We start from the raw sequence: 25,449 nt of genomic DNA on the forward strand, positions 1-25,449 counted from the left end.
GTCAGCCCTTGCTGGGCAGCTGCGCCACCGACGTGCCGAAGGCGGAAAGCTCGCCGCGATGCGTGGTCGCTTTCTGCGCCACCTCGACGTAGCTCTTGCCGTTCTCGACGAACTTGCGCGTCACTTCGCCGGTCAGGATCATCGCGTCACCGTCCGGGTTGTGGCGGCGGATCTGGCAGTTCGACTTGTGCAGGAAGCCGTCATCGCCGATCCAGTCGGTCATGTGGTGGGTCAGCCACGAGCAGCGCTCCGGGCCGTAATCGTAAGCGCCCGGCGCGCCGACTTCGAGGGCGAAGGCTTCGTCCCAGTGCACGCGCTCGGGGCAGTCGGGCACGTTGAAACGGTTGCGGATGCCCAGGCCCGGGTGCGCCTTCTGCATCTTGTAGGCCAGCTTGTTGGCGCGGATGTAGAGGCCGCCCCATCCTTGCGCGTAGCAGATGAAGCCGGTGACGGTCATCGGGCCCTTCATCATCGGCGGCAGCTTGTCGCCGACGTTCACGTCCTCGAAGTAGCGCGGAATGGCGCCGCGCGCCTCTTCCTGGTCGTAGATCTCGTAGAATTCGTCGAGCTGTTCCTGGGTGAACGGTTCGACGCGGCCGCGGGCCTCGGTGTACTTGGTGCCGCGCTCACGCGCTTCGTCGCGGTCGGTGCGGAACACCCAGCTATCGGCGCCGGCAACATGGTCGCCGTGCTGGTTGTAGAAGTCGACATGGTAGATCTGCTGGAACGAGCGGCCCGCGAACTTGGTCTGGTGTTCGACCAGATCCTTGAGCGATGCCACGGCGCTGATCGTGTCACCCCGCAGCACCGGCTTGTGCCACGTCCAGTCGGCCCCTGCCCACATGGCATGGACGCCCGAAAGACCGCCGCAGTAGCCGGAGATGATGCGGCTAGTGGTGAACAGGAACGAAGGCAGGGCCACGATCGAGCCGTACCTGGTCTTCGCCGCATATTCCGGGTCGCACCACAGCGGGTTATCGTCGCCGATGCCGTGCGCATAGTGGCGGATCGCGTCGCGGGTGGCTTCATAGTTCCATGGTTCGACTGTGTTTTCGATCTTCACGCCGATGCGCCTGCGCAGATCGTCGAGGCCTTCCTCGGTGATCTTGGGGAACTTGTTCTTCGGTTCTGCTGTAGTGGCCATTTCTCTACTCCTCAAACTTTCGAATTGTGTCAGGCGGCGGCTGGCGCCGCTTTCGCCGCCTCGCGGTCGCGCAGCATCTTGCGGTGGACCTTGCCGGCCGGGTTCTTGGGAAGCTCTTCGACGAACTCGACGATGCGCGGGAATTCGTGTTGGGCTAGGCGCTCGCGGGTGAAGTCCTGAAGCTCGCGCACCAAGGCGTCGTCGCCGGCGCGGTTGGCGACGACGAAGGCCTTCACCACCTGCCCGCGCTGCTCGTCGGGAACGCCGATCACGCCGCATTCCATTACATTATCGTGGCGCAGCATGGTGTTTTCGATCTCGACCGCGCTCATCGTCCAGCCGGCGGAGATGATCACGTCGTCGGCCCGGCCGCAGTGGTAGAACGTGCCGTCCTCGTCGGTGCGGGCGCGGTCCTTGGTGGTCATCCACCCGCCACCTCTCCACAGCATCAGTTCCCCGATCTCGCCGGGATCGCAGATGGAGCCGTCGGCCCGGTGGACTTCCAGTTTCTGGCCCGGAACCGCCTTGCCCAGCGATCCCGGTTTCACCTTGAAGTCCGCCGCGCCGGGGTAATTCACCAGCACCACGCCGATCTCGGTCGTGCCGTACATCGAGCAGGCGGGCACCTTGAACCACGAATCGATCCACTCCAGCGTCGCCGGGTCAATCGGCTCTCCGGTGAAGGACAGCTTTTCAAAGTGGAACGCGAATTCCGCCGCCTTCCCGCTGTTCTTCATCATGCGGTAATGCGTCGCGGCGGCCGACATGTTGGTGATGCCGAAATCGTCCAGCGCCTTCATCAGCCGCACCGGATCGAAGCGGCCCGCGAAAGTGCCCGTGGTCACGCCCATCGCCAGCGGCGCCAGCGTGCCGTGCCACAGTCCATGCCCCCAAGCCGGGCTGGAGGGACAGAAGAACTCGTCCCCCGGCCGGATGCCGGTGCCGTAAAGCGCCGCGAACATCAGTGTTACCAGCGTGCGGTGCGAGTGCCTGACCGCCTCGGGCAATTCGCGCGTGGTGCCGCTGGTGTACTGGAACACGGCCATGTCATTGGCGCGGGTTTTGGGCGTGTAGGTGGTCGGCAGGTCCGCGAGAGAGGCGAGGAAGGCATCGTCCGCCACGACCACACGCGGCCATTTTTCGCCATGAGAGCCGTCCACCACGATCGAGCGGGCAAGATCGGCCTTCTCGGCGTTGGTGATGAGGATCGAAGGCTCGCAGTCCCCAACCCGCAGCCGCAGCGCGTCCGGCCCGAACAGGGTGAACAGCGGCACCGATATCGCCCCCGTCTGCATCGCCCCGAACAGGCAGACGTAAAACGCCAGCGAAGGCTCCAGCATGAAGGCGATCCGCTCGCCCGGCTGCACACCCTCGGCATCGAGCCAGTGCGCGAACCGCGCGGCGCCGGTGGAAATCGTATCGAAGCTCAAAATCTCGTCGCTGCCGTCGGCATGGGCGATGCGCACCGCCGCACGGCCCAAGCCATCGGCATGGCGCGTCACGCATTCATGCGCGATGTTGAGATGCTCGCGGTCCCCGTCGAACAACTCCCACAGCGCCGCGGACGAGGCATGGGCCTGCGCATCGCCGTAGCTCGTATAGTCGGTAAGCCCTGAGATCGCCTTGGCCATCAACCGTCCCGTTCCCTCCCCTCGAAGCGCGCCGAAAGGAATTGTCCTTGTGTTCAGCAAGGTCTGGCATGGCTTACTTGTTTTTGTAAATATTGAATGTTATTCTATATATTGAATGACAAGGCTCGACGACACTTTGAAGGCCAGCAAGGCCCCAGCCATCGCCCGTGCGGCTGCCGTCCTGCGCCTGCTTGGCAAGCGCGGATCGCCGATGGGGGTCCAGTCCATCGCTCGCGAACTCGGGCTGGTCCCCAGCACCTGCCTTTACGTGCTGCGCGCCCTGGTGGCCGAGGAACTGGTGGCTTTCGACGCCGACACCAAGCGCTACGCCCTCGACGCCGGGGTCCTGACGCTGGCCCGAGCATGGCTGCGGCGCGACCAGTTCAACGACCTTGCCCAGCCCGCGCTCGACCGGCTGGCCCGCGAATTCGGGATCACCACACTGGGGGTTCAGGTGTTCGGGCTGGATCACATCATCGTGACGGCGATGTCGCAGTCCGGGCAGAACTTCCAGCTGTCCACCCAGGTCGGCAGCCGCTTCCCGGCGCTGGTCTCCGCCACCGGCCGCTGCATCGCCGCCTTCGGAAACTACCCGGAAGACGACCTCAGACTACGCTTCGAACACCTGCGCTGGGACGACGCACCCTCGTGGGAAGACTGGCGCGCCCAAGTCGAGGAAGCGCGCGAAACCGGCGTCGCGGTGGACGCCGGCAACTACATCGCCGGCGTCACCGTGATCGCGGCTCCGGTCTGGAAAGGCTCAGGATCACCTAGCCATGCGCTGATCGCGATCGGGATCGGAGCGGCGCTGCGCAGTGGACTGCCTCGGTTGAAGGAGGCTCTTCGGGGGGCGGCGCGGTCTTTGAGTGAGCAGCTGGAAGGGTGAATACCCGGGGCGATGGCCATAGGTCTTCCTCTTCAAAATGCCCCCACCTTCACATCAAACGCGGGTCCACCACCATCCTAACCGGCACGCCCGAGCAACGGACGACCGCGCCGTCTGTTTCGCCCAGCCGCGAAATCACGTCTGAGCACTCTGCTCACGCAATGCAGCCATGGTCTTTTCAAGCAGCTTCAGGCTTTTCCAGCCCTGCTCCGGCGAGAGGCCGCCAAGCAGGGGTTGGAAACCGATGTTGACGCCTTCGATCCCGGCCACCTTGTCCAGGAGCATCTGCGGCGTCCAGGCTGCGAACATGCCGGCATCGCGTAGCGCGGCTGGATCGGTCAAGCCCCTGAACGGCGAGTTGGATGCATCGCCTTCGGCCTGCGCCCATTTGGCATATTCGGTGATGACGTGAACGGCGTGAGGGGCGATGGCATCCCAGCCCTCATCCGGGTCTTCGCACAAGTGGATCGCCAGCGGCATGCCGGGCCGAGGGCGAAAGTAAGTGCGCGGCCGCTTGCCGAGGCGTTCGCATTCGGCAAGATAGATGTCGACGAGTTCGCCCTTCATCGGCCCGAACCCGACGCCGAACCTGGCAGCGCGCCTGGCCGAAGCCGGTACGCCGCCGCCCACGAGGATGATGTCCTCCGGATCCTGCACCGGCAACGGGCGCACAAAAATGGGGCGCGTTCCGGCATCACTGGTATGCTCGAAACGCTCTCCCTTGAGAGCGCGCAGAATGATCTCCAGCCCCTCGTCCATCAACTTTGCGCGGTCGCCCAGCGATTTGCGGAACATCGCGAATTCATAGGGCACGTAACCCGCGCCGAAGATCACGCCGAGGCGGCCCTTGGACATGTTGTCGACCACCGCGATCTGTTCGGCCAGTTCCAATGGATCGTGCAAAGGCAGGATCACGGCGCCGAGGAGGAAGCGTATCCGGCTGGTCACAGCCGCCATGCCGCCCGCCAGCGCGAAGGGCTGCGACAAATAACCGTCGTCCGATCCGTGGTGCTGCATGAGGCCGATCTGGTCGGCGCCGATCCTGTCGACAAAAGCGGCCATCTCGATTGCCGCGCGGTAGAGTTCGTGCGTCGGCGTCGCCCAGTCGGGCGAGCGCATGTCGAACGAGACGGAAATCGTGCAGTCTTTCACGGCCGGCTCTCCAGTATGGCGTAGGACGCATCGTTCTTCCCGCCTGTGGTCGCAGAGCAAGCGGCCAGGTTAACGGCGATCGACGCCCAAGGACCGTAACGACGCTTGAATTCCTGGTCGTCCATCGTCTTGGCTCTCCCATTTCGCGCCCGGTTTTATGATGGCGTCCTCTATCTAAATTCAGTAAATACAGAATATGTCGAACATCAAGCCCTCAGCGCAGGACGAAGCCTTTCTTGACGCCATGGCGATGTTGATGGCCCCCTGGGGCTGGCCGCGGCCGGTCGGGCGCATCTACGCCTACCTTCTGCTGCGAGCGGAGCCAGCGACTCTGGACCAGATCGCAGCGGACCTTGGCATGAGCAAAAGCAACGCCAGCGTCGCGGCCCGCACGCTGGAGCATTGCGGCAATGCCCGCCGTCAGGGCGAGGCGGGCAGCCGTCGCATCTACTATTCGGTGCCGGCAGAGTTCAGCGGGCCCTTCGTCGCCAAGGCCGAACTGCTGGAGCGGCAGGTGCGCCTGTTCACGGGCCAGCGCGGCCGCGCGGTGCCCGATGCCGTTGCCGAGCGCTTCGATCGCCTCTCCGAATTCTACACCGCCATGCGCGCGGCAATCGAAGACGTGATCGCCCGTCAGACCGGCTCCGCGAACCTTTCGGCGGAGGCTGACGAGGACGAGAGCCCGACCATCAAGACCGCCTCGCGGGCGGTTTAACCGCCGATCTTCGCTGCCAGCTCCGGCACATCGGCCAGCGCGCGCAGGGCGTCGTTCAGGTGGGTGCACCCTTCAGGCCCGCGCAGTTGCGCCAGCACTTCACCCCGAATGTCCGCAAGGCCTTTGCCCACCAGACGCTGCGTGTTGTGAACCGCGCCGGGGCATTCGGAAAACGGCAGGATTCGCGCCTCGGGTTCGATCGACAGCACTTCGAGCGTGGCAAGATCCGCCGTCGCGCTCAGGAGGTATTCGTGGATCGCTACGCGGCTGCCGTCGATACGGGCGGCGCTGTCCTGAAAGGCGGAATCGATGTGGATCACGCCCGCCGCCTCGTCCCGGGTTACGTCGATGCGGCGGGCGCGGCGAAAGCCTGCGCCTTCGTGGTCGGACAACACGTGCCAGCCGTGCGGATCGTATGGATTGCGCACGTCGCCTGCATCGGCGCTGGCGACATCCCGCGGCGGACCGCCGGGCTGAACCCCGCTGTTTCCCTCCTTCAAGCCCCAGCACACGTTGACGCGCTGGGCCAGTAACTGGTCGTACTGCTCCTCCCCGATGCGTGCCCGCAGTCGCTCGGACCAGTCTGGATTGAACTGCGCCCATGCGAAGGCGCTGACCAGCGCGCTGCCCGAAAGATCGTCGAGCACAAGGTACAGGGGATGCGCAATGTCGGGCATTATCTCGCGCAGCACAGACCGCAAGTGACCTCCCGCCCGGGCGCCCACCAGCCGCTCAATGCCGGCCGGAGCTGGGTCGGCGGTAATGGCGGTGATCGTCTTGTCCTCGGCCATCCGCACGTCGAAGTGCGCCTTGGCCAGAGTGAGTCCCTGGGCGCCCGCCTGCGGCGTCCACAGATCGCGTGCTGCGCCGATGAAGCGGCGCTGCTCCTGAATCCCGTCAGGCCACGACACGTCGATGCTCGTCGTACGCCGCACCGAACCGGCGATGCGGGCCGGCGCAGGATTCGCGGTGCTGCGCGGCGGCGGCGGAGTCCGATGCGGAGACGGAATCATGGTATTCATGCGAACCACGCTGCACCGCGCAGCGTCGCCGATCAAGCCTTGCGTACGACGCGCACCAGCAGCCTGGCGCGGGTTAAAGGCCCGCAAGCCGGCTTGGAAAGGCCTGCTGCGCCGCTTCTACGACCTTGAACCTGAATTCAGTGAAGCAAGTTGGTTCTGCCTTCATCCGCTCGGCGATGCCTTCCCCCCCTTCCGGCCGCCGATACCTCCTGCGTATTCCAAGCCAAAGCCTCGCGCGGAATCGTGTTACTCTTATCATTAGAGGCTAACCGACCAGCGGAGATGCATCAATTGCCGTACCTCGCGCTAATGCGAGGGGGCCGCCGCGCCTTGTCAGCGCTAGAGCTCATGCTTATTCCAAGCCGGAACGCGCGGGCGTCCATCCGAGACGCCCCACCGGCAACCACGAGGAACCGCACGAAATGGCCTACACCGACTTCCTGAAGCAGCAGTGCTACATCGACGGCGCGTGGGTGGATGCCGATTCCGGCGCGACGTTCGAGGTTACCGATCCTGGCAGCGGCGCTGTGCTGGGCACGGTTCCCAAGATGGGCGCGGACGAAACCGCCCGCGCGATCGACGCGGCCGAAGCCGCCCTCCCCGCCTGGCGCGCCAAGACCGCCGGTGAGCGTTCGAAGTTGATGCGCAAGCTGTTCGAACTGATGATGCAGCATCAGGACGACCTGGGCGAACTGCTCACCCGCGAGCAGGGCAAGCCGCTGGCCGAAGGCAAGGGCGAGATCGCCTACGGCGCCAGCTTCATCGAATGGTTCGCCGAAGAGGGCAAGCGCGCTTACGGCGACACGATCCCCGGCCACGCGCCCGATCGCCGCATCGTCGTCATCAAGCAGGGCGTCGGCGTGGTCGCCGCGATCACGCCGTGGAACTTCCCCAATGCGATGATTACACGCAAACTGGGTCCGGCGCTGGCGGCGGGCTGCACCATTGTCATCAAGCCCGCGTCGGCCACGCCCTATTCGGCGCTGGCCATCGCGCGGCTTTGCGAGATGGCAGGAATTCCCAAGGGCGTCGTCAACGTCGTCACCGGCAGCGCGGGCCAGATCGGTTCGGCGCTCACCTCCAGCCCCAAGGTCGCCAAGCTGACCTTCACCGGCTCCACCGAAATCGGCCGCGACCTGCTTCGCGAATGTGCCGAGACGATCAAGAAGTGCTCGATGGAACTGGGCGGCAATGCACCGTTCCTGGTGTTCGACGATGCCGACGTGGACGCGGCCATCGAAGGCGCGATGATCTCCAAGTTCCGCAACGGCGGCCAGACCTGCGTATGCACTAACAGGTTCTACGTGCAGGACGGTGTCTATGACGAATTCGTCACCAAGCTGGCTGCGCGCGTGAATGGCATGAAGGTTGGCTACGGCATGGACGAAGGCACTACGGTCGGCCCGCTGATCGATGAAAAGGCAGTCGAAAAGGTCGAGGAGCACCTCAAGAACGCATTGGACGGCGGCGCCAAGGTTCTCGCCGGCGGCCAGCGCAACGAGCGCGGCGGCAGCTTCTTCAACCCCACTGTGATCTCGGGCGTGACGCCGGACATGCAGCTCGCCCGTGAGGAAACCTTCGGCCCGCTGGCCGGAGTGATCCGCTTCACCGACGAAGCCGAAGCGATCCGCATGGCCAACGATACCGAGTTCGGTCTTGCCAGCTACTTCTACGCCAGCGACCTGAGCCGCGTTTGGCGCGTGGCGGAAGCGCTGGAAGCGGGGATGGTGGGCATCAACACCGGCCTGATCTCCACCGAAGTCGCCCCGTTTGGCGGCGTCAAGCAGTCCGGCCTCGGCCGTGAAGGCTCGCACTACGGTCTCGATGATTACATGGAGGTAAAATACCTCTGCATGGGCATCAAGCCCGCCTGAAGCTGGAGCAGGCGTTGCCCTCCCTCCCAAAAGGGGAGGGCAGCGCCGCTTTTCAACCCAGCAGCTTCTCGATTGCGTCGATCGTCGCGCCGAAATCGGCGACCAGCCCGCGGTAAGGCTCCGGCCCGGTCATATCGAGGCCCGAAGCCTTGATGATGTCCACCGGATCGGCCGACCCGCCAGCCCGCAGCACGTCCAGATAGCGCTCGCGCTCAACCTTGCCGCCGTTCAGGATCGAGTGCGCGAACCAAGTTCCCGCCGCGATCGAGGTGGCGTACTTGTAGACGTAGAACTGGCTGTAGAAGTGCGGAATGTAGGCCCATTCGATGGCGTAAGGCGCATCGATCACGAAGTTCGGGCCGTGGTAGCGCTTCAGCAGGTCCAGATAGACCCGTGTCAGGCTCTCGCCGGACAGGCCTTCGCCCGCCTCGGCCATCTCGTGCATCTTCAGTTCGAATTCGGCGAACATGGCCTGCCGGAAGAACGTCCCGCGCATCCCCTCCAGCCGCATGCCAAGGAAGTAGATCTTCTCTTCCTTGGTCTTCGCCTGCGCCAGCATGTACTCGGTCAGCAGCACCTCGTTGCAGGTCGAGGCGATCTCGGCGGTGAAGATCGGGTAGTCCGACAGTTCGAACGGCTGCACCGAATCCGCCAGGATCGAATGCATCGCATGGCCCCATTCGTGGGCGTACGTGGACAGCCCCTCGTAGTTCTCGCCAAGGTTCAGCAGCAGGTAGGGGTGCACGCCGTAGGCCGACCCGTTCATGTAGGCGCCGGGGCGCTTGCCGGGCCGGGGCAGCGGGTCCATCCATTTCGCCGCCGTCGCCGCGCCCAGACGCTTCACGTAATCGGGACCGAGCGGCGCCACCGCCTTCAGGGTGATGTTGCGCATGTCGGTAAGGGTGAACTTGCGCTCCATGCTGACCAGCGGCGGGTAGATGTCGTAATAATGCATGTCCGGCAGCTTCAGCATCCTGCGCCGCAGCTCGAACGAGCGGTGGAGCTGCGGCAAGCCGGCGTCGGTTTCGGCGATCAGGGTGCGATAGACGCTTTCAGGCACGTTATCGCCCGACAGCGCGCCTGCCAGCGAACTGGGATAGCTGCGCATCCGCGCCTCGAACACGTCACCCTTGAGCTTGGCCGCCATCGCCGCGCCGAGTGAGCTTTCGAACTTGCCCATCTGGCCAAAAAAGCTGTCGAACACCGTCTTGCGGTCCTCGCGGCTGGGCGCATCGCGGGTCAGAGTGTACCCTTGCGCATCGAGCCGCTGGCTCCGCCCGTCCGAAAGGCTGACCGTGGGCCAGGGAATGTCGGAGTTGAAAAGCTGCTCGCGGATGGTCTGCGGTCCGCCCAGCGGCGAAGAAGCGGCGGCAAGGATCTGCTCGCCCTTGGCGTCAAGGGTATGCGCGGCCTGCCGCAGCGTCTTGCGCAGCGCATAAGCGAACCGGCCCTTGAGCACGGCATTGCCCGCGATATAGCTTTCGACCTTGTCCTTGCCCAGCGCCAGCACTTCGGGCGCGGTCCAGGCGGTTGCTTCGCCAAAGGAAGATGCCAGATCCTCAACCTGGGCGTTGCGCTCCTGATTGGCGGAAATGCGCACGTCCTCGTCGGCGCGCAGCGAGGCATGGACGTAGACGCGCATCATCTTGATGGTGACGGCGGAAATGTCCTCGAACGCCTTGGCCATGGCATCGGCGCCCTCCCCCAGCGTGCCCTTGTAGGCAGCGAGACGCGGCAGCGCGGCGACGACCTCCTTGCGCGCCGCATCCCAGGCGGCAAGGTCAGGGTAGAGGTCGGTAAGGTCCCAGGCGGCGCCGTTCGGAGCCGCAGCCGCATGGGCGGACCCGGCAAACAGCGACGGCAGCGCAGAGGCAAGCGGGAGCGCGGCGGCCAAACCCAGCGCGCCGCGGCGGTCGGTTTCGATCATGGATGTTTCCCTTGCTGTTCCGCGCCCGGAAACGCGCGGAAAACGATCGGCCGAAGCTACTGCGAGATTTCAGCAAGGCAAGTCCGGCAAAGCCGCCGATCGACGCGCATATGCCGTTGGTCGACCACCGTCATCGCAAGGCGAAATGCGAAAAGGCCGGACCGGGATTGCTCCCGGCCCGGCCTTTCATGTCCGGCGATCCGTCAGGAAACTGGGGATCAGACCAGCGCAGCCTTCAGCGCATCGGCAAGGTCAGTGCGCTCCCAGGGGAACAGGTCTCCCTCGGGCTCGCGGCCGAAGTGGCCGTAAGCGGCGGTCACGCCGTAGATCGGCTTGTTGAGGCCCAGGCCCACGCGGATGCCGCGCGGGGTCAGGCCGCCCAGCTTGTCGGCGGCGACCTTGGCGATCGCCGCTTCCAGGTCGGCGTCGCTGGCCGAACCCGTGCCGTGGGTGTCGACATAAAGCGAGAGCGGCTTCGACACGCCGATGGCGTAGGAAACCTGGATCGTGCAGCGCGTGGCAAGACCGGCGGCAACCACATTCTTGGCAAGATAGCGCGTCACATACGCGGCCGAGCGGTCCACCTTGGTCGGGTCCTTGCCCGAGAACGCGCCGCCGCCGTGCGGGGCTGCGCCGCCGTAGGTGTCGACGATGATCTTGCGGCCGGTAAGCCCCGCGTCGCCATCAGGGCCGCCGATCTCGAACGAGCCGGTCGGGTTGATATGAAACACGGTCTCCGCGGTCACGAAGCCTTCCGGCAGCAGTTCGGTGACGACCTGCTTCACATAGCCCTTCAGCTGCGCTTCCTTGTCGCCCGTGTCGTAACCGGGCGCATGCTGGGTCGAGACGACGACAGCGGTCGCGGCAACCGGCACGCCGTTCTCGAAGCGCAGGGTAACCTGGCTCTTGGCGTCGGGCTCAAGGAAAGGCGCTGCGCCCGAGTGGCGGTCTTCGGCCAGGCGGTGCAGAATCTTGTGGCTGTAGTAGAGCGTCGCCGGCATCAGGTCGGGCGTCTCGTCGCAGGCGTAACCGAACATGATGCCCTGGTCGCCGGCGCCTTCATCCTTGTTGCCCGAGGCGTCGACGCCCTGGGCAATGTGGGCGGACTGGGCATGCAGGCGGTTGATGAATTCGAAGGTTTCCCAGTGGAAGCCGTCCTGCGCGTAACCGATCTTCCTGACGACATCGCGGACGGTCTTCTCGATCTCGGCAAGCGCGCCTTCGGCCCATTCGCCATTCTCGAACACACCCTTGCAGCGGATTTCACCGGCAAGAACAACGAGCTGGGTGGTCGTCAGGGTCTCGCAGGCGACGCGCGCCTCGGGGTCCTTGGACAAGAAAAGATCGACGATGGCGTCGGAAATCTGGTCGGAAACCTTGTCCGGGTGGCCTTCGGAAACGCTCTCGGACGTGAAGACGTAGTTGCTGCGCATGAGAAACCCTGGGATATAAAGGAAGCTTTATGTGATGTCCCAGGTCTAGCCCCGACGGCGCCTCAGTGCAACCACGCAAAGACTTGCAAAAAACAGCACTGCGGCAAACCCCAGCGGCAGCACGTTTCCATAGCGGGCAAACAGGGTAGGTTCGTGCGCCGGCGGGATCATTCCATCTAGCCGGCCTGCCTGGTGACGCGGCACGAAAGCGCGCACGATCCCGTCCGCGTCGATCACAGCGCTGATCCCGGTGGTGGTGGATCGCAGGACCGGCAGCCCCTCCTCGATCGCGCGCAGCCGCGCCTGTGCAAGATGCTGGGGCGGGCCCCAGGCGCCAAACCAGCCATCGTTTGATGGATTGAAGATGTAGTCAGGACGGTTCGACGGATCGACGACATGACCGCTGAAGATGATCTCGTAGCAGATCTGGATGCCCGCCTCGCCGTACACGCCGAAGTCGATTGTGCGCGGCCCAGGACCGGGCCAGAAATCGAGTTGCCCCGCCACGAAGCGGCTGGCGCCCAGCGGCTCCAGTATCCAGCGCAGCGGCAGATATTCGCCAAAGGGCACGAGGTGCGCCTTGGAATAACCGGCGAGGATATCGCCGTCACCATCTAGGGCGGTAACCGAATTGCGCGCGGCCACATCCTCGCCGTGTTCGATCACGACATCCACCGCCCCGGTCAGGAGCAGTCCGTAAGGGCCGATCACCCGGCCGATGCGCATCCGCGAAAGCGCAGGATCGCCGCCGTAATTGTAAGCGCTGTAGACGTAGGCCGGGTAGCCATCGCGCAGGAAATCGGCGAGGCCGGATTCGGGCCAGAACACCACGCGCCGGTCACCGCTGCCGCGCGGCAGCGAAAGCATGGCGAGTTTCCGGAAGCTGGGCTCGAATTCGCGCGGGTCGTCGATGACCTCCTGCCTGAGATCGGGCTGGACCAGGGTATAGCGCACGGCGCCTTCGCGCGCTGGTGGCCCCGGCATGATCATGACGAGGGCCAATGCGCCGGCAAAAGCCAGCACCGGCAGTGCCCATAGCAACCGGCCGATCCGGTCCTGCCCATCGCCCCCGCGCGCGCAGAGTCCCGGCAGTCCGGCAAGCAGGGCCAGCACTCCGGAGAGACCATAAGTCCCGATCCAGGGGGTAATCAGCGCCATGCCTCGGCTGCCGAACTGCCCCAATAGGGCAACGCCCAGCGGGTTCCAGGCAAAGCCACTGAACAACCAACTGCGCGTCCATTCGGTGACGATCCAGGCAGCCGCGAAGGCAAGGAGGAAACTGGCGAAACGGCCGCGCCCCTCTGGCCGGACGACCAGCCATGCGGCCAGCGCCGCCACTGCAGGGAACAACGCAAGGTAAACCGCGATAAGCGCCACCGCGATCATGCCCAACCATGCGGGCAAATTCGCCTGATAAGTGAAGGCCGTCGCGATCCAGTTGTTGCCGAGGGTGAAGTGGCCCAGCCCGAAGCACCAACCCAGCGCGAAGACCTGACGGCCCGTGCGGGCCCGGCTCACCAGCTCTAGCAGCCAGGCCACGCCGAGCAATGTCAGCGGCCATAGGGCGAGGGGTTGGAAGCCGCAGGCAGCGGCGACGCCAGCGGCAAGAGCCGCCAAAGCGCGATAGGCCGGCCTGGTCGGAACCAAGGCCTGGCTCAAAAAACGGGGAAAGGGCGAAGCGCGCCGATCTGACTGCATCGCATAGGGCTTGTAAGCCTGGTCCGGCTCGGCGCAAGTCACCTTGCGCCGAGCCGGGAAGAGATTAGCCGTTCACGGCTTCAGGCGTGGCGCCCGCATCATCGGCCGCAGGCTTGCGGGCGCGGCGGCGGCGGGGCTTTTCCTCGGCGGCGGCTTCGGCAGATGCATCGGCCGACACTTCGACAGGCGCTTCTGCCGAGGATTCCGCAGGCTGGGCCACTGCCCGGGCCTTGCGGGCGGGCTTGGTGGAGATCGCAGGAGGCAGAACCGCTGCGTCGAAGTTGCCCTTTGGCTCCGGCGATGCGGCATCGGCGGAAACCTCTTCGGCATCCTCGTCAACGCGCGGTCCGCGCGGCTTGCGCTGCTTGAGACCGCGGGTGCCGCGATTGTCGCGCACAAAGGGGTTTTCAGGCGGCTCGTAAACCGAACCCGGGACTTCCGTCGCCGGGTCGGAAGCCACTTCGACCGCAGCGACCGGCGCGTCGGCTACTGCCTCGTCACGGCGCTCGGCGCGGGGTTCGCGATCCTGGCGCGGCTCACGATCCTGACGCGGACCGCGATCGGCGCGCTGTTCACGATCCTGACGCGGCTCGCGCTCGGGGCGCTGCTCACGGTCCTGACGCGGTTCGCGATCAGAGCGCTGCTCACGATCCTGGCGTGGTTCGCGCTCGGACGGCATCGGGCGATCGCCCGGCATCGACGGATTTTCACCGTAGGGATCGTACTCCGAACCGAAGTCGTCACTGTATTCGGACGGACGGTCGCTGGGACGCGGCTGGCGCAATTCGTCCTGGCGCTGCTTCTGGTCGGCGATGACGCGGAAGTAATGATCCGCGAACTGGAGGTTGTATTCCTCCGTCACGCGGTCGCCGTTCAGATGGGCGTCGTGGGCCAGCTTGCGATACTTTTCGAGCATCTGGGGAGCGTTGCCGCGCGCCCTGCTGTCGATCCGGTTCGTTTGCTGACCGCCCTGCTGGCGGTTGTTGTTGTTACCGCGGCCTCGCCTGCGGTTGTTATTGTTGTTATTGTTGTTGCTACTACGATTGTTATTCAAGGATAACGTTCCTCAAAACCCCTGGCATCCGCCTGAGCCCTACAGGCCGGTATGCCTAAATAAATTGATCCCGACTGGCCCCCCGGCCGCCGTGAGCTTCACATCTGCGTTGCCGTGGAAACCCACGGCCATTTGCAAATGCTGGAGGCGAGCCGGGTATGGGAAAACATCGTCCATAAGCCGGTTCGCATCAATCTTTACGCACTATACCGCCTAATTCCAAGCGAAAACTTACGCCTCACGTATGTTTGTTCACCAAAACGCGATGACCCGTGCCCTTCCGGCCAGGTCCCGATGGAGCCGGGCTGAAAGACCGCAGGCCTCGCCGATGGCGATGACGGCTTCTGCCTGCGCATAGCCGATCTCCACGAGCGCCGCTCCGCCGGGTGCCAGCAGGCGCGGAAGCTCGGGCACGAGGATACGGTAGTCGTCAAGGCCGTGAGGCCCGGAAAACAGGGCGCCTGCCGGCTCGAAGGCCCTAACGGAAGCGTCCAGCGTGGCATCGTCTTCGACATAAGGCGGATTGGCGAGGATGAGGTCGAACGGTCCGCCGAGGGCGTCGCTCCAGCCCGGTTCGTGCCAGTCAGCGGGCACCATCGCGGCGCGTTCCGCGAGTCCGAGCGCCTCGACGTTGGCCTGCGCGATCGCCAGAGCGCCGGGCGAGCGGTCGATGCCGATGCCGCGCGCGGCGGGCAGGTTAACCAATGTCGCCAGCAGGAGCGCGCCCGAGCCGGTGCCGCAATCGAGCACGGTGCGGGCACCCGGCCGGGCGGCGATAGCGGTCTCCACCAGCACTTCCGAATCGCCGCGCGGGATCAGAACGTCGGGGCTGACGATGAAGGGCAGCGAAAAGAACTCCTGCTGCCCGGTGATGTAGGCCACCGGCTCGTGACGCGCGCGGCGCTCGACCAGCGGCGCGAAGCCTTCGGGCGCCGGATCGCGCATCCGGCCCAGCAGAAGCTGCGAGCGGGTAACGCCCAGTGCGTGGGCCATCAATACCTCGGCGTCGAGCCGGGCAGTGTCGCTGGTGGCTGAGAGTTGCTCGGCGGCAGCGCGGATCGCTGCGGCGACGGCGGCGTCAGTCATGCTTCGGCACGCTCAGCATGAGCGGTGGCTGGAAATAGGTACACCGCTGCCCCGCTCACCCTCAGCCATCCATTGCCGCGAGGCGCTTGGCCTCGTCCTCGGCGATGAGGGCGTCGACCAGTTCGCCCAGGCCCGGTCCTTCGAGGATTTCAGGCAGGCGGTGGAGAGTCAGGTTGATGCGGTGGTCGGTCACCCGGCCTTGCGGGAAGTTGTAGGTGCGGATGCGTTCCGAGCGGTCGCCCGAGCCGACCATGGCCTTGCGCGCCTCGGCCTCGGCGCCCTGGGCTTCGTCGCGCATCTTCTCGTAGAGGCGGGCGCGCAGGACTTGCATCGCCTTGGCCTTGTTCTTGTGCTGGCTGCGCTCGTCCTGACAGATCACCACGAGGCCTGAGGGCAAGTGCGTGATGCGCACCGCCGAATCGGTGGTGTTGACGTGCTGGCCGCCCGCGCCCGATGCGCGGTAGATGTCGATCTTGAGGTCCTTGTCGTCGATCTGCACATCGACCTCGGTGGGTTCGGGCAGGACCGCGACGGTGGCGGCAGAGGTATGGATGCGCCCCCCAGATTCGGTCACCGGCACGCGCTGGACCCGGTGGACGCCGCTTTCGAACTTGAGCTTCGCGAAAACGCCCGAGCCGTTGATGTTGGCGACCACTTCCTTGAAGCCGCCCACGTCGTTGGCATTGGCGCTGACCATTTCGATGCGCCAGCCCTGCTCCGCCGCATATTTCTCGTACATGCGGTAGAGGTCGGCGGCGAACAGCGCGGCCTCGTCGCCGCCGGTGCCGGCGCGGATTTCCAGCATGGCCGGGCGCACGTCGGCCGCATCGCGCGGCAACATGGCAATGGCAAGGCGGCGTTCGGCCTCGGGCAGATCGGCTTTCAGGCGCGCGATTTCCTCGGCGGCCATGGCGCGCATCTCGGGATCGGGATCGTCCAGCTTCTGGAGCGTTGCCAATTCTCCGCGCATAGCCGCGATATCGGCGGCGACGCGGGCCACCGGCTCGATCTCGGCGTAGTCGCGGCTGGCGGCGACGAACGCATCGCTGTCGAGCGTGCCCGAGGCAAGGCGCGCCTCCAGTTCTGCAAAGCGTGCCCCGAGCTGGGCCAGGCGGGCGTCGGAAATGCTCACGGCTGGATCGTCATCAGGACCTGTTCGACCGCGAGGAACTCGGCGGTCGGCTCGCCAGCGCGCAGGTTAGCGGTTGGTACGCCGTCCTTGACCACGAACGAGGCCAGCACCTTGGCGCCCAGCTTCACCGCCTTGTCGAAACGCTTGCGCGGGCTACCCGTGGCGACCATCTCGGCGTCGATGCCCTGGTGGCGCAGCGCGGTGAGGGCTTTCAACGCAAAGGACAGCGCCGCATCATCCTCGACCGCGAGGATCGCGGTGAGAGCCGGCTCGGAAGATTGTCCGGCATCGGCGACAAGCATCGCCAGACGCTCGATCCCGGCCGCCCAGCCGACGGCCGGTGTTTCCGGGCCGCCAAGTGCCGCCATCAGGCCGTCGTAGCGGCCGCCGCCCAGCACGGTGCCCTGCGCGCCCAGACGGTCAGTCACGAATTCGAACGCGGTGTGGCGGTAATAGTCCAGCCCGCGCACCAGCGCCGGGGCGCGCACGAAGTCCACCGAAGCAGCTTCCAGTCCGTGGGTCACCGCGCCAAAGAAGTCCTGCGCCTCGCCCGAGAGAAAGTCGTCGATCTTTGGCGCATCGGCGGTGAAGGGCTTGTCGCGCGGGTCCTTGGAATCGAGAATGCGCAGTGGGTTTCGCTCCAGCCGATCCTGCGAATCCTCGGACAAGGCGTCCTTGTGATCGCGGAAATATTCGACCAGCGCGGCGCGCCAGGCATCGCGGCTGGCGGCGTCGCCCAGTGTGTTGAGCTGCAGGGTCACGCCGTCTGCAATGCCCAGTTCCTTGAGCAACTGGTCAGCCATGACCAGCAGTTCCACATCGGCCATCGGCTCGGCGGCGCCGATCACTTCGGCGTCGATCTGGTGGAACTGGCGGTAGCGGCCCTTCTGCGGACGCTCGTAGCGGAACAGCGGGCCGTGCGTCGCGACCTTGAGCGGGGCGAACTGCTTCCAGCCGTCCGTCAGGTAGGCGCGGGCGATACCGGCGGTGAATTCAGGGCGCAGGGTCAGCGATTCGCCGCCCCGGTCCTCGAACGAATACATTTCCTTGGAGACGACATCGGTCGTCTCGCCCAGCGAGCGCGAGAACACCGCCGTCTTTTCGAACACCGGCATTTCCACGCGGCGAAAGCGGTAGAGCTTGCGGACGCGCTCGAACGTCTCGACGACATGGGCGAAAGCCTCGGCTTCGGCGCCGAAGATGTCCTGGGTTCCCCTGATCGCCTGCGGGGTGGTCGGGGCGGTGGATGCTGCTTTGCTCATGGTGCGCGCGCTTAGCCCGATTGGCGCGGCGGGGAAAGTGTCCCTGAGGAAACCGGGCGATTGGATGGTTGCCAAATGCGGCAACAGGCGCAAAGAACCACGTAATGAAGTATCGGTTCGCGGCTACAACGCTCTTCGCCTCCCTGTTCCTCTCCACTTCGGCGCTGGCTCAGGACCCTACCCGCACGACCCCGATGGCGCCCCCGCTGCCACCGGAAATTCCCGCCGCGCGCGATGTGCCCTATGCCGGCACGGTGACGCTGGGGATCGACGCCAGCGACATCGAACGCGGCGTCTACAAGGTGACGCAAAGCTTTCCGGTCGCGGCCGGCACCAAGTCGCTCACCCTGCTCCAGCCCGGCTGGCTGCCCGGCAATCACTCCGAAACCGGCCCCTATGCGATGCTGGCGAACGTCCACTTCTTCGCCGACGGCAAGGAAATCGCCTGGGTGCGCGACACCGTGGCGGTCAACGCCTTCCACCTCGCCCTGCCAGAAGGCACGAAGGAGGTCACTGCCCGCTTCGTCCACACCTCGCCGCTGCAAACCAGCGAAGGCCGCGTGACGATGACGCGAGAGATGCTCAACCTGCAGTGGGAGAAGATGAGCCTCTACCCCGCTGGTTATTACGTGCGGCAGGTCAAGGTGAAGCCGACCGTTACCTTCCCCAAGGGGTGGAGCGTCTACACCGCGCTCGACGGCATGGCCCGCAGCGCGAACACCGTCACGTGGAGCACGATCGACTATGAGCGCCTGGTCGATTCGCCGATTTTCGCAGGGATTTACACGCAGCGCTGGGATCTGGGCGAAGGCGTCTGGATGGACGTCGTCGCCGACGAGCCGGCCCAGTTGAAGATCGCGCCCAAGAACCTCGAAACCTACCGCAATCTCGTTTCCGAGGCGCTGGCGACCTTCGGCGCCAAGCATTTCGACCACTACGACTTCCTCCTGGCCCTGACCGACCGCATGGGCGGTATCGGCCTAGAGCACCACCGCTCCAGCGAGAACCAGATGGAGCCCAAGTCCTGGACCGATTGGGACACCATGGCCTGGGACCGCAACGTCATCGCGCATGAATTCGTGCACAGCTGGAACGGCAAGTTCCGCCGCGGCGCCGATGCCTGGACGCCCGATTATCAGCAGCCGATGCAGAACACCCTGTTGTGGCTTTATGAAGGGCAGACCCAGTTCTGGGGCTATTTCCTTTCGGCAAGGTCGGGCGTGCAGTCGCGCGAGACGATCCTGGGCTCGCTTGCCGGCATCGCCGCCAAGTTCGCGGAAGGCACGCCGGGACGCGGCTGGCGCTCGGTGGAGGACACCACCGCCGGTCCGCAGCTCAATCGCCGCCGCCCGCTGCCCTATCTCTCGCTCACCCGCAGCGAGGATTATTACACCGAGGGCGCGCTGACCTGGCTTGAGGCGGACCAGATCATCCGCCAGGGCACGCGCGGCGCCAAGGGCCTCGACGATTTCGCCAAGGCCTTCTTCGGCGTGCGCGACGGCGACTGGGGCGAGCTGACCTATGATTTTGACGAGATCGTCACCACACTGAACGGCGTCTATCCCTATGACTGGGCCAGCTTCCTGCGCACCCGCCTTTACGGGACGGGCCAGCCCGCACCGCTCAAGGGCATCGAGATGGCCGGCTACAAACTGACCTGGCAGGACAAGCCCAACCCGTATGACAAGGGCGTGGCCGATTCGCGCAAAACGCTCGACCTGACGTATTCGCTGGGCATCAATCTCAACAAGGACGGCGAAGTCACCTCCACCTTGTGGGACGGACCTGCCTTCAACGCGGGCATCGTCAACACCGCCAAAATCGTAGCGGTGGGCGGGCATGCCTATAGCGAGGACGTGATGAAGGATGCGGTGACCGCCGCAAAGTCTTCGAAAGCACCGATCGCCCTGCTGATCCGCCGTGACGACCGGTATCAGACTATCGAAATCGACTACCACGGGGGCCTGCGTTACCCGTGGCTCGAAAGCACCACACCGGGCAAGACGAACGGCCTGGACCGGCTGCTGACAGCCCGGCGCAACTAAGTTCCGTTCATTCCAATAGGCGGTTGCAGTGCAATAGTTGCAACGCTAAGCCCGCGCGCATCGTGATCCAACCGGCGCGTATGTATCGTGCCAGTTAAAGTAAGGACCGTTATGCGCATCGACATGATCCCCGTTGGCGACAATCCGCCTGAAAGCCTCAACGTCGTCATCGAGGTTCCGGTCGGCGGCGAGCCGGTCAAGTACGAGTTCGACAAGGCTTCCGGCGCACTGTTCGTCGATCGCATCCTGCACACGCCGATGCGTTACCCGGCGAACTACGGCTTCGTGCCGCACACGCTCTCGCCCGATGGCGATCCGCTCGACGCACTGGTCGTCGCACGCTCGCCGTTCATCCCGGGCTGCGTCGTGAAGGTGCGTCCTATCGCCGTCCTCAACCTGGAAGACGAGCATGGCGGCGACGAAAAGCTGCTGTGCGTGCCCGTCAATTCGACGTTCCCGTACTATTCGCACGTGAACGAGAAGGAAGACCTGCCCGACATCGTCTACCAGCAGGTTGAGCACTTCTTCACGCACTACAAGGACCTGGAGAAGGAAAAGTGGGTCCGCGTCGGCACTTGGGGCAACGCCGCAGATGCCCGCCGGATCGTACTGGAAGCCATCGAACGCTACGAGACCGACAAGACGGCCTGATCGTCCGTTCGACGATTTTCACTCCCCATGTGGACGAGGGGCTGATGGCGCAAGCCATCGGCCCCTTTGTCGTTCTCTGGGTTCAGGCACAGGCTTCGACAGGCTCCGCCATACGCTGCGCTTGAAGCGTCTGCAGCAGCACTTCGGCAGGGACCTGGAAGCGGTCGCGGAAGCAGAGCAGGGTCCCGCGAAATCCGCCACGGCGCCGTCTTCACTTCGGAAGCTGGCGCTGCGGGCAATCGGGAATGGCCCGAGTGTTACGACATGTGTCCAAGGCAACCCTCCCCCGCGCCGCTCGTTTCCTCTTGGTCCCAGCCGAACAGCGCGGATCACGCCCGCATTTGATCCCGGTCATGGAACCGGCCTGGCCAGGGACTAAAGCTCAAGGCTGCACGTTAGGGAGATAAGATCATGCGCTCGATACTCGTGAATGCCGACCGCAAGCCCGGCAGGGACGCCCGGATTGCCACCGCAGCAGACATCGCCCGCCGCGCCGAGGGCCACGTTACCGTCCTCGTCGACACGCCCGTTTCACGCTACATCGCGATGGACCCGATGGGCGGCAGCTACGTCCTGTCCGACGCCCTCGAGAAAGCACGCGAGGACGATGACACCGTCGCCACCACGGCCGAAACGCAACTCGCAGGCAGCGGTGTAGCCTTCGATGTCGTGCGCTGCGAGGACGATCCCGTTACTGCACTTGCCTATGCGGCGCGGCTTGCCGACCTCGTAGTGGTCTCCCGTTCAGGCGGACTCGCCGGAGACCTTGCCCTTACCTCGCGCACGCCGATCCTTGTTCTGGCGGACGACCGGCCGCTGACACTGCCGATAAGGCAGGCCTGCATTGCCTGGGACGGCGGCGAACAGGCCGCGGCCGCGCTGCGCGCTTCGTTGCCTTTGTTGATGAACTGCGAATCGGTAAAACTGATCTCGGTAATAGAAAAGCAGGGCGGTTTTCCTGCCAACGACGCCTTGCGCTACCTCGCTCGTCACGGCGTCAACGCCGAATACGAAGAACACGAACGCCGCGATTCGACCGAAAAAACCCTCGCCATCGCGGTCACCCAGGCGCACGCAGACCTGCTGGTCATGGGCGCCTATGGCAAGAGCCGCCTGCGCGAGTTCCTGTTTGGCGGGGTCACCGCGTATTTTCTCGGCGAAGATGGCGGGCCCACCTTGTTGCTGGCGCACTGACCGGGCAACGCCCCGGACACGTTTTGCCGGACATTATAGAGACCAATCCCAATCGGCGCCGGTCCTCCGTGGGATCGGCGCCGATTTTGCGTGCCATGGTGCTTACCTTGCTGAGCAAATGGCGCATCGCAGCAGGCAATCGTTTGCGACCATCGCCTGTGCGCTGTGATCGCGCCGGCCTCCAATGCAGAACCTGAATGTCGGTTCATTATCATACAAGGCGGATTGCCAGAGGTTTTTCCGTCATTTTCGGCGATTCATGCAGCATTGTGCAACTTATGTTGTGTTTTTCGCAACCAATTAGCGTTGCTTCGCACTTGCACAAAAGGGCCATGAAGGGCACATAGAGAGTGCCTTTCAGGCATCCTCTCCCAAAACTTCCATGGCCTGGTCGGAAACGACCGGGCCTTTTTTTGCCTTGCGCAAACGTATCCGCCAGCAACCGGCCGGACACCTTTCTGCGCCCCGCATACCGTGGCTATTTCGCCTTTCACACCATCGATCACTGGAACCGCCGCCGTGCGCTGGGGTTCGTTTGCAATCGGGCCATTTGAAAACCGGGTAGTCGATACCTAGCTTTCGATCTCGCCGCCCGATCCAGCCCACGTGCATCTGCCGCCGGGGGAAATCAGGGGCAGGACCGAAGAAGGGAAGCGCGATGGCGGATACGGAAACCAGGACAGACGAGCGCACGGTCAAGCTGCAGGTAGCAGCCGCCCGTCAGGAGGAGAGCGGCCAGGGTATCGCCCGCCTCTCACGCGAGGCATTGTCCGAACTCGGCGCGCTGGAAGGCGACGTGCTGGAGGTAACCGGTAAGGCGGTCACCGTGGCGCGCGCCGTTCTGGCCTATGACGAGGACGAAGGGCTGGAGGTCATCCGCCTCGACGGATTGCAGCGCGGCAATGCAGAAGTCGGATCGGGCGACCATGTGGTGGTCCGCAAGGCTGAATCGCGCCCCGCCCAGCGCGTGGTCTTCGCGCCTGCCCAGAAAGACATGCGCCTACAGGGACCGGCCGCCGCGCTGAAGCGCAACTTTTTCGGGCGCCCGATGGTTCAGGGCGATCTGGTCGCCACCACTGGCCAGCAGCAGGTAGCGGACATCCCGCCCCAGCTCAGCCGCATGTTCAACACGCCCGCCTATGCGCTGACGCAAATCCGCCTCAACGTCGTCTCCACCACGCCGCGCGGGATCGTCCACATCGACGAGAACACCGAAGTGGAACTGCGTGAGGTCTTCGAAGAAGCCCACGACGCGCGCGGCGACGTCAATTACGACGACGTCGGCGGCATGGGCGACACGATCCGCCAGCTGCGCGAGATGGTGGAATTGCCCCTGCGCTATCCCGAACTGTTCACGCGCCTCGGCGTGGCGCCGCCCAAGGGCGTGCTGCTTCACGGCCCGCCGGGGACCGGCAAGACGCGCCTGGCACAGGCCGTCGCCAATGAGAGCGAGGCCAGCTTCTTCTCGATCAACGGCCCCGAAATCATGGGTTCCGGCTATGGTGAGAGCGAAAAGCACCTGCGCGAGATCTTCGAGGAAGCAACCAAGGCCGCGCCCGCCATCATCTTCATCGACGAGATCGACTCGATCGCCCCCAAGCGGGACCAGGTCCACGGCGAGGCAGAAAAGCGCCTCGTCGCGCAGCTTCTCACCTTGATGGACGGGCTCAACAGCCGCGCCCACGTCGTCGTCATCGCGGCCACCAACCGGCCCGATGCGATCGACGAGGCGCTGCGCCGTCCTGGCCGCTTCGACCGCGAAATCGTCATTGGCGTGCCGGACGAATCAGGTCGCCGCGAGATTCTGGGCATCCACACCCGCGGCATGCCGCTCGGCGAACGGGTCGACCTGAGCGAACTGGCCCGCACCACTCACGGTTTCGTCGGCGCGGACCTCGCCGCCCTCGCCCGCGAGGCGGCGATCGAAGCCGTTCGCCGGATCATGCCCCGCCTTGACCTCGAAGCACGCACGATCCCCAACGAAGTGCTGGAAAGCCTTCAGGTCACGCGTGAGGACTTCCTTGCTGCCCTCAAGCGCGTCCAGCCATCGGCGATGCGCGAAGTCATGGTTCAGGTGCCCAACATCGGCTGGGCCGACATCGGCGGTCTGGATGATGCGCAGCTCAAGCTGAAGGAAGGCATTGAACTGCCGCTGAAGAACCCGGAAGCCTTCCACAAGCTGGGTATCCGCCCGGCCAAGGGCTTCCTGCTCTATGGCCCGCCCGGCACCGGGAAGACCCTGCTCGCGAAGGCCGTCGCCAAGGAGGCCGAAGCGAACTTCATCTCGATCAAGTCCTCCGACCTGCTTTCGAAGTGGTACGGCGAAAGCGAGCAGCAGATCGCCCGCCTGTTCGCCCGCGCCCGACAGGTGGCGCCTTGCGTGATCTTCATCGACGAGATCGACAGCTTGGTGCCCGCACGCGGCATGGGCGGGGCTGGCGGCGAACCGCAGGTGACGGCCCGGGTGGTAAATACGATCCTCGCCGAGATGGACGGGATGGAGGAACTGCAGTCGGTCGTGCTGGTGGGCGCCACCAACCGCCCTGCGCTGGTCGACCCCGCGCTGCTGCGTCCGGGCCGGTTCGACGAACTGGTCTATGTCGGCACCCCCGATGGGCCGGGGCGTGAACATATCCTGGGCATCCACACTGGCAAGATGCCGCTGGCAGGCGACGTCGACCTCGCCAGCATCGCGGCGCGGACCGAGCGCTTCACGGGCGCCGACCTGGAAGACGTGGTCCGCCGCGCCGGCCTGATCGCCATCCGCAAGCGCGGTGCGGCGGTTGAGCAGGTGACCGCCGCCGACTTCGAGGACGCCCTCGAAGACAGCCGCGCCACGGTGACCGAGGAAATGGAATCGGAATACATGCGCATGAAGGGCGAGCTGAAGAAGCGCGCCATGGAAGTGACGCCGATCGGCTTCATCGCGCCGGGCATGGTCGCGCCAACTCGTGAGAGGAAGCACGGCGACTGACAGGAATGGTTCCTCCCCGAGCTTGTTTCGGGGAGGAACTCAGCAGCTGTTACGCGCCCACGCCCGCCCGCCGCGCGGCAAGATCGCTCTCAACCCGCTTCAACCCGTCGACCGAAGCCGTCGCGAGATCGAGAGGGCGTCCGCCAAGGCTTTCGCTGTCGAGGTTGAGATAGGCAATTGCCCCATCCTTCCCCAGCATCTCGAATGCCAGCTTGGTTACGGCGCCCTGCCGACTGGCTGCATCCGGCGTCAGCTTCGGCCCGTCGGACCGGCGGAAATGGGTGCGCCGGGGCTTGGTCTGGGGGCTGTCTTCGTCTTCAGTGTCTGTCATGCATTGTCCTCAAGAAGAGTGATAGCGTGTCACCACACGGCGAATCGCAAGGCTGACCTGGAATTGGCCTAAAGCCGAAGTCATGGCAGTTGGCAGTGGCGTTCTCATGAAACCCTGCTCCATGAAATCGGGCTGCGAATGATCGAGAAAACCGGGCGCCACCCACGGCCAGCATCGACCCAGCGGATCAGACCCAGCCGGTCGGAAAAAAGAGGCTGGTCGAGGTCCATGGCAGCGC

At 64.8% G+C, this 25,449-nt stretch carries 20 protein-coding genes; 7 read left to right on the top strand and 13 right to left on the bottom strand.

The window, feature by feature from the left end; all coding sequences use genetic code 11:
* Position 1 precedes the first annotated feature (1 nt).
* Positions 2-1,144, bottom strand: coding sequence for an FAS1-like dehydratase domain-containing protein (locus tag V474_RS17145; protein ID WP_059152658.1), 1,143 nt, complete (start codon positions 1,142-1,144; stop codon positions 2-4).
* Between the two features lie 29 nt (positions 1,145-1,173).
* Positions 1,174-2,775 (bottom strand): acyl-CoA synthetase, encoded by a 1,602-nt coding sequence (locus V474_RS17150; RefSeq protein ID WP_059152659.1) that lies wholly within the window; start codon positions 2,773-2,775, stop codon positions 1,174-1,176.
* Positions 2,776-2,890: 115 nt separating this feature from the next.
* On the opposite strand from V474_RS17150, the gene V474_RS17155 reads away from it, so the two are divergent.
* On the top strand, positions 2,891-3,661 hold the full coding sequence (locus V474_RS17155; protein ID WP_059152660.1) for an IclR family transcriptional regulator: 771 nt from the start codon (positions 2,891-2,893) through the stop codon (positions 3,659-3,661).
* A 135-nt stretch (positions 3,662-3,796) separates the two neighbouring features.
* Here the strand turns inward: V474_RS17155 and V474_RS17160 are convergent, their stop codons facing one another.
* Positions 3,797-4,813 carry an LLM class flavin-dependent oxidoreductase gene (locus tag V474_RS17160; RefSeq protein ID WP_059152661.1) on the bottom strand — a complete coding sequence of 339 codons (1,017 nt, stop codon included), beginning with the start codon at positions 4,811-4,813 and terminating at the stop codon, positions 3,797-3,799.
* Positions 4,814-5,009: 196 nt separating this feature from the next.
* On the opposite strand from V474_RS17160, the gene V474_RS17165 reads away from it, so the two are divergent.
* The gene (locus tag V474_RS17165; RefSeq protein WP_059152662.1) at positions 5,010-5,528 is read left to right on the top strand and encodes a GbsR/MarR family transcriptional regulator; all 519 of its coding nucleotides are present in this window, start codon (positions 5,010-5,012) and stop codon (positions 5,526-5,528) included.
* Here V474_RS17165 and V474_RS17170 read toward each other — a convergent pair.
* Positions 5,525-6,550, bottom strand: a complete 1,026-nt coding sequence (locus V474_RS17170; RefSeq protein ID WP_236711313.1) for a DUF2889 domain-containing protein — start codon at positions 6,548-6,550, stop codon at positions 5,525-5,527. The two genes, V474_RS17165 and V474_RS17170, sit on opposite strands and share 4 nt — an antisense overlap.
* Positions 6,551-6,972: 422 nt before the next feature.
* Here V474_RS17170 and V474_RS17175 point away from each other — a divergent pair, with 422 nt between their 5' ends.
* Entirely contained in the window at positions 6,973-8,424 is a 1,452-nt protein-coding gene (locus V474_RS17175) for an NAD-dependent succinate-semialdehyde dehydrogenase (protein WP_059152663.1), read from the top strand.
* Positions 8,425-8,476: 52 nt separating this feature from the next.
* Here V474_RS17175 and V474_RS17180 read toward each other — a convergent pair whose 3' ends face one another.
* From V474_RS17180 to hisS, 7 genes are all read right to left on the bottom strand, one after another.
* Positions 8,477-10,351 carry a M3 family oligoendopeptidase gene (locus V474_RS17180; RefSeq protein ID WP_059152664.1) on the bottom strand — a complete coding sequence of 625 codons (1,875 nt, stop codon included), beginning with the start codon at positions 10,349-10,351 and terminating at the stop codon, positions 8,477-8,479.
* A gap of 218 nt (positions 10,352-10,569) precedes the next feature.
* Positions 10,570-11,784: a methionine adenosyltransferase gene (metK, locus tag V474_RS17185; protein WP_059152665.1), complete on the bottom strand. Its 1,215-nt coding sequence runs from the start codon at positions 11,782-11,784 to the stop codon at positions 10,570-10,572.
* Between the two features lie 45 nt (positions 11,785-11,829).
* Complete coding sequence (lnt, locus tag V474_RS17190) at positions 11,830-13,482, bottom strand: apolipoprotein N-acyltransferase (protein ID WP_082699872.1); 1,653 nt, start codon at positions 13,480-13,482, stop codon at positions 11,830-11,832.
* Between the two features lie 64 nt (positions 13,483-13,546).
* A complete protein-coding gene (locus V474_RS17195; protein ID WP_059152666.1) occupies positions 13,547-14,536 on the bottom strand; it encodes a DUF4167 domain-containing protein in 990 nt (329 codons plus the stop codon).
* A gap of 252 nt (positions 14,537-14,788) precedes the next feature.
* A complete protein-coding gene (prmC, locus tag V474_RS17200) occupies positions 14,789-15,622 on the bottom strand; it encodes a peptide chain release factor N(5)-glutamine methyltransferase (protein WP_059152667.1) in 834 nt (277 codons plus the stop codon).
* A gap of 61 nt (positions 15,623-15,683) precedes the next feature.
* A complete protein-coding gene (prfA, locus tag V474_RS17205; RefSeq protein WP_059152668.1) occupies positions 15,684-16,754 on the bottom strand; it encodes a peptide chain release factor 1 in 1,071 nt (356 codons plus the stop codon).
* Entirely contained in the window at positions 16,751-18,016 is a 1,266-nt protein-coding gene (gene hisS, locus V474_RS17210) for a histidine--tRNA ligase (RefSeq protein WP_059152669.1), read from the bottom strand. Before hisS ends, prfA begins: the two co-directional genes overlap by 4 nt.
* 104 nt (positions 18,017-18,120) lie before the next feature.
* Between hisS and V474_RS17215 the strand changes: the two genes are divergently transcribed.
* From V474_RS17215 to V474_RS17230, 4 genes are all read left to right on the top strand, one after another.
* Positions 18,121-20,061 carry a M61 family metallopeptidase gene (locus tag V474_RS17215; protein ID WP_059152670.1) on the top strand — a complete coding sequence of 647 codons (1,941 nt, stop codon included), beginning with the start codon at positions 18,121-18,123 and terminating at the stop codon, positions 20,059-20,061.
* 111 nt (positions 20,062-20,172) lie between these two features.
* On the top strand, positions 20,173-20,712 hold the full coding sequence (gene ppa, locus V474_RS17220) for an inorganic diphosphatase (protein ID WP_059152671.1): 540 nt from the start codon (positions 20,173-20,175) through the stop codon (positions 20,710-20,712).
* 411 nt (positions 20,713-21,123) lie between these two features.
* Complete coding sequence (locus tag V474_RS17225) at positions 21,124-21,906, top strand: universal stress protein (RefSeq protein WP_059152672.1); 783 nt, start codon at positions 21,124-21,126, stop codon at positions 21,904-21,906.
* A 658-nt stretch (positions 21,907-22,564) separates the two neighbouring features.
* Positions 22,565-24,880: a CDC48 family AAA ATPase gene (locus tag V474_RS17230; RefSeq protein WP_059152673.1), complete on the top strand. Its 2,316-nt coding sequence runs from the start codon at positions 22,565-22,567 to the stop codon at positions 24,878-24,880.
* A 49-nt stretch (positions 24,881-24,929) separates the two neighbouring features.
* On the opposite strand, the gene V474_RS17235 is transcribed toward V474_RS17230, so the two are convergent.
* On the bottom strand, positions 24,930-25,211 hold the full coding sequence (locus V474_RS17235) for a hypothetical protein (protein WP_059152674.1): 282 nt from the start codon (positions 25,209-25,211) through the stop codon (positions 24,930-24,932).
* A gap of 104 nt (positions 25,212-25,315) precedes the next feature.
* Complete coding sequence (locus tag V474_RS26850) at positions 25,316-25,441, bottom strand: hypothetical protein (RefSeq protein WP_269085149.1); 126 nt, start codon at positions 25,439-25,441, stop codon at positions 25,316-25,318.
* Positions 25,442-25,449 lie beyond the last annotated feature (8 nt).

The sequence above is a fragment of the Novosphingobium barchaimii LL02 genome, assembly GCF_001046635.1.
GTDB lineage: Bacteria > Pseudomonadota > Alphaproteobacteria > Sphingomonadales > Sphingomonadaceae > Novosphingobium > Novosphingobium barchaimii.

Bases quoted from the DNA above. Each gene is read 5' to 3' on its own strand.
- V474_RS17145 (WP_059152658.1), bottom strand. From the start codon at position 1,144: ATGGCCACTACAGCAGAACCGAAGAACAAGTTCCCCAAGATCACCGAG.
- V474_RS17150 (WP_059152659.1), bottom strand. From the start codon at position 2,775: ATGGCCAAGGCGATCTCAGGGCTTACCGACTATACGAGCTACGGCGAT.
- V474_RS17155 (WP_059152660.1), top strand. From the start codon at position 2,891: ATGACAAGGCTCGACGACACTTTGAAGGCCAGCAAGGCCCCAGCCATC.
- V474_RS17165 (WP_059152662.1), top strand. From the start codon at position 5,010: ATGTCGAACATCAAGCCCTCAGCGCAGGACGAAGCCTTTCTTGACGCC.
- V474_RS17170 (WP_236711313.1), bottom strand. From the start codon at position 6,550: ATGAATACCATGATTCCGTCTCCGCATCGGACTCCGCCGCCGCCGCGC.
- V474_RS17175 (WP_059152663.1), top strand. From the start codon at position 6,973: ATGGCCTACACCGACTTCCTGAAGCAGCAGTGCTACATCGACGGCGCG.
- V474_RS17180 (WP_059152664.1), bottom strand. From the start codon at position 10,351: ATGATCGAAACCGACCGCCGCGGCGCGCTGGGTTTGGCCGCCGCGCTC.
- metK (WP_059152665.1), bottom strand. From the start codon at position 11,784: ATGCGCAGCAACTACGTCTTCACGTCCGAGAGCGTTTCCGAAGGCCAC.
- lnt (WP_082699872.1), bottom strand. From the start codon at position 13,482: ATGCAGTCAGATCGGCGCGCTTCGCCCTTTCCCCGTTTTTTGAGCCAG.
- prmC (WP_059152667.1), bottom strand. From the start codon at position 15,622: ATGACTGACGCCGCCGTCGCCGCAGCGATCCGCGCTGCCGCCGAGCAA.
- hisS (WP_059152669.1), bottom strand. From the start codon at position 18,016: ATGAGCAAAGCAGCATCCACCGCCCCGACCACCCCGCAGGCGATCAGG.
- V474_RS17215 (WP_059152670.1), top strand. From the start codon at position 18,121: ATGAAGTATCGGTTCGCGGCTACAACGCTCTTCGCCTCCCTGTTCCTC.
- ppa (WP_059152671.1), top strand. From the start codon at position 20,173: ATGCGCATCGACATGATCCCCGTTGGCGACAATCCGCCTGAAAGCCTC.
- V474_RS17225 (WP_059152672.1), top strand. From the start codon at position 21,124: ATGCGCTCGATACTCGTGAATGCCGACCGCAAGCCCGGCAGGGACGCC.
- V474_RS17230 (WP_059152673.1), top strand. From the start codon at position 22,565: ATGGCGGATACGGAAACCAGGACAGACGAGCGCACGGTCAAGCTGCAG.
- V474_RS17235 (WP_059152674.1), bottom strand. From the start codon at position 25,211: ATGACAGACACTGAAGACGAAGACAGCCCCCAGACCAAGCCCCGGCGC.
- V474_RS26850 (WP_269085149.1), bottom strand. From the start codon at position 25,441: ATGGACCTCGACCAGCCTCTTTTTTCCGACCGGCTGGGTCTGATCCGC.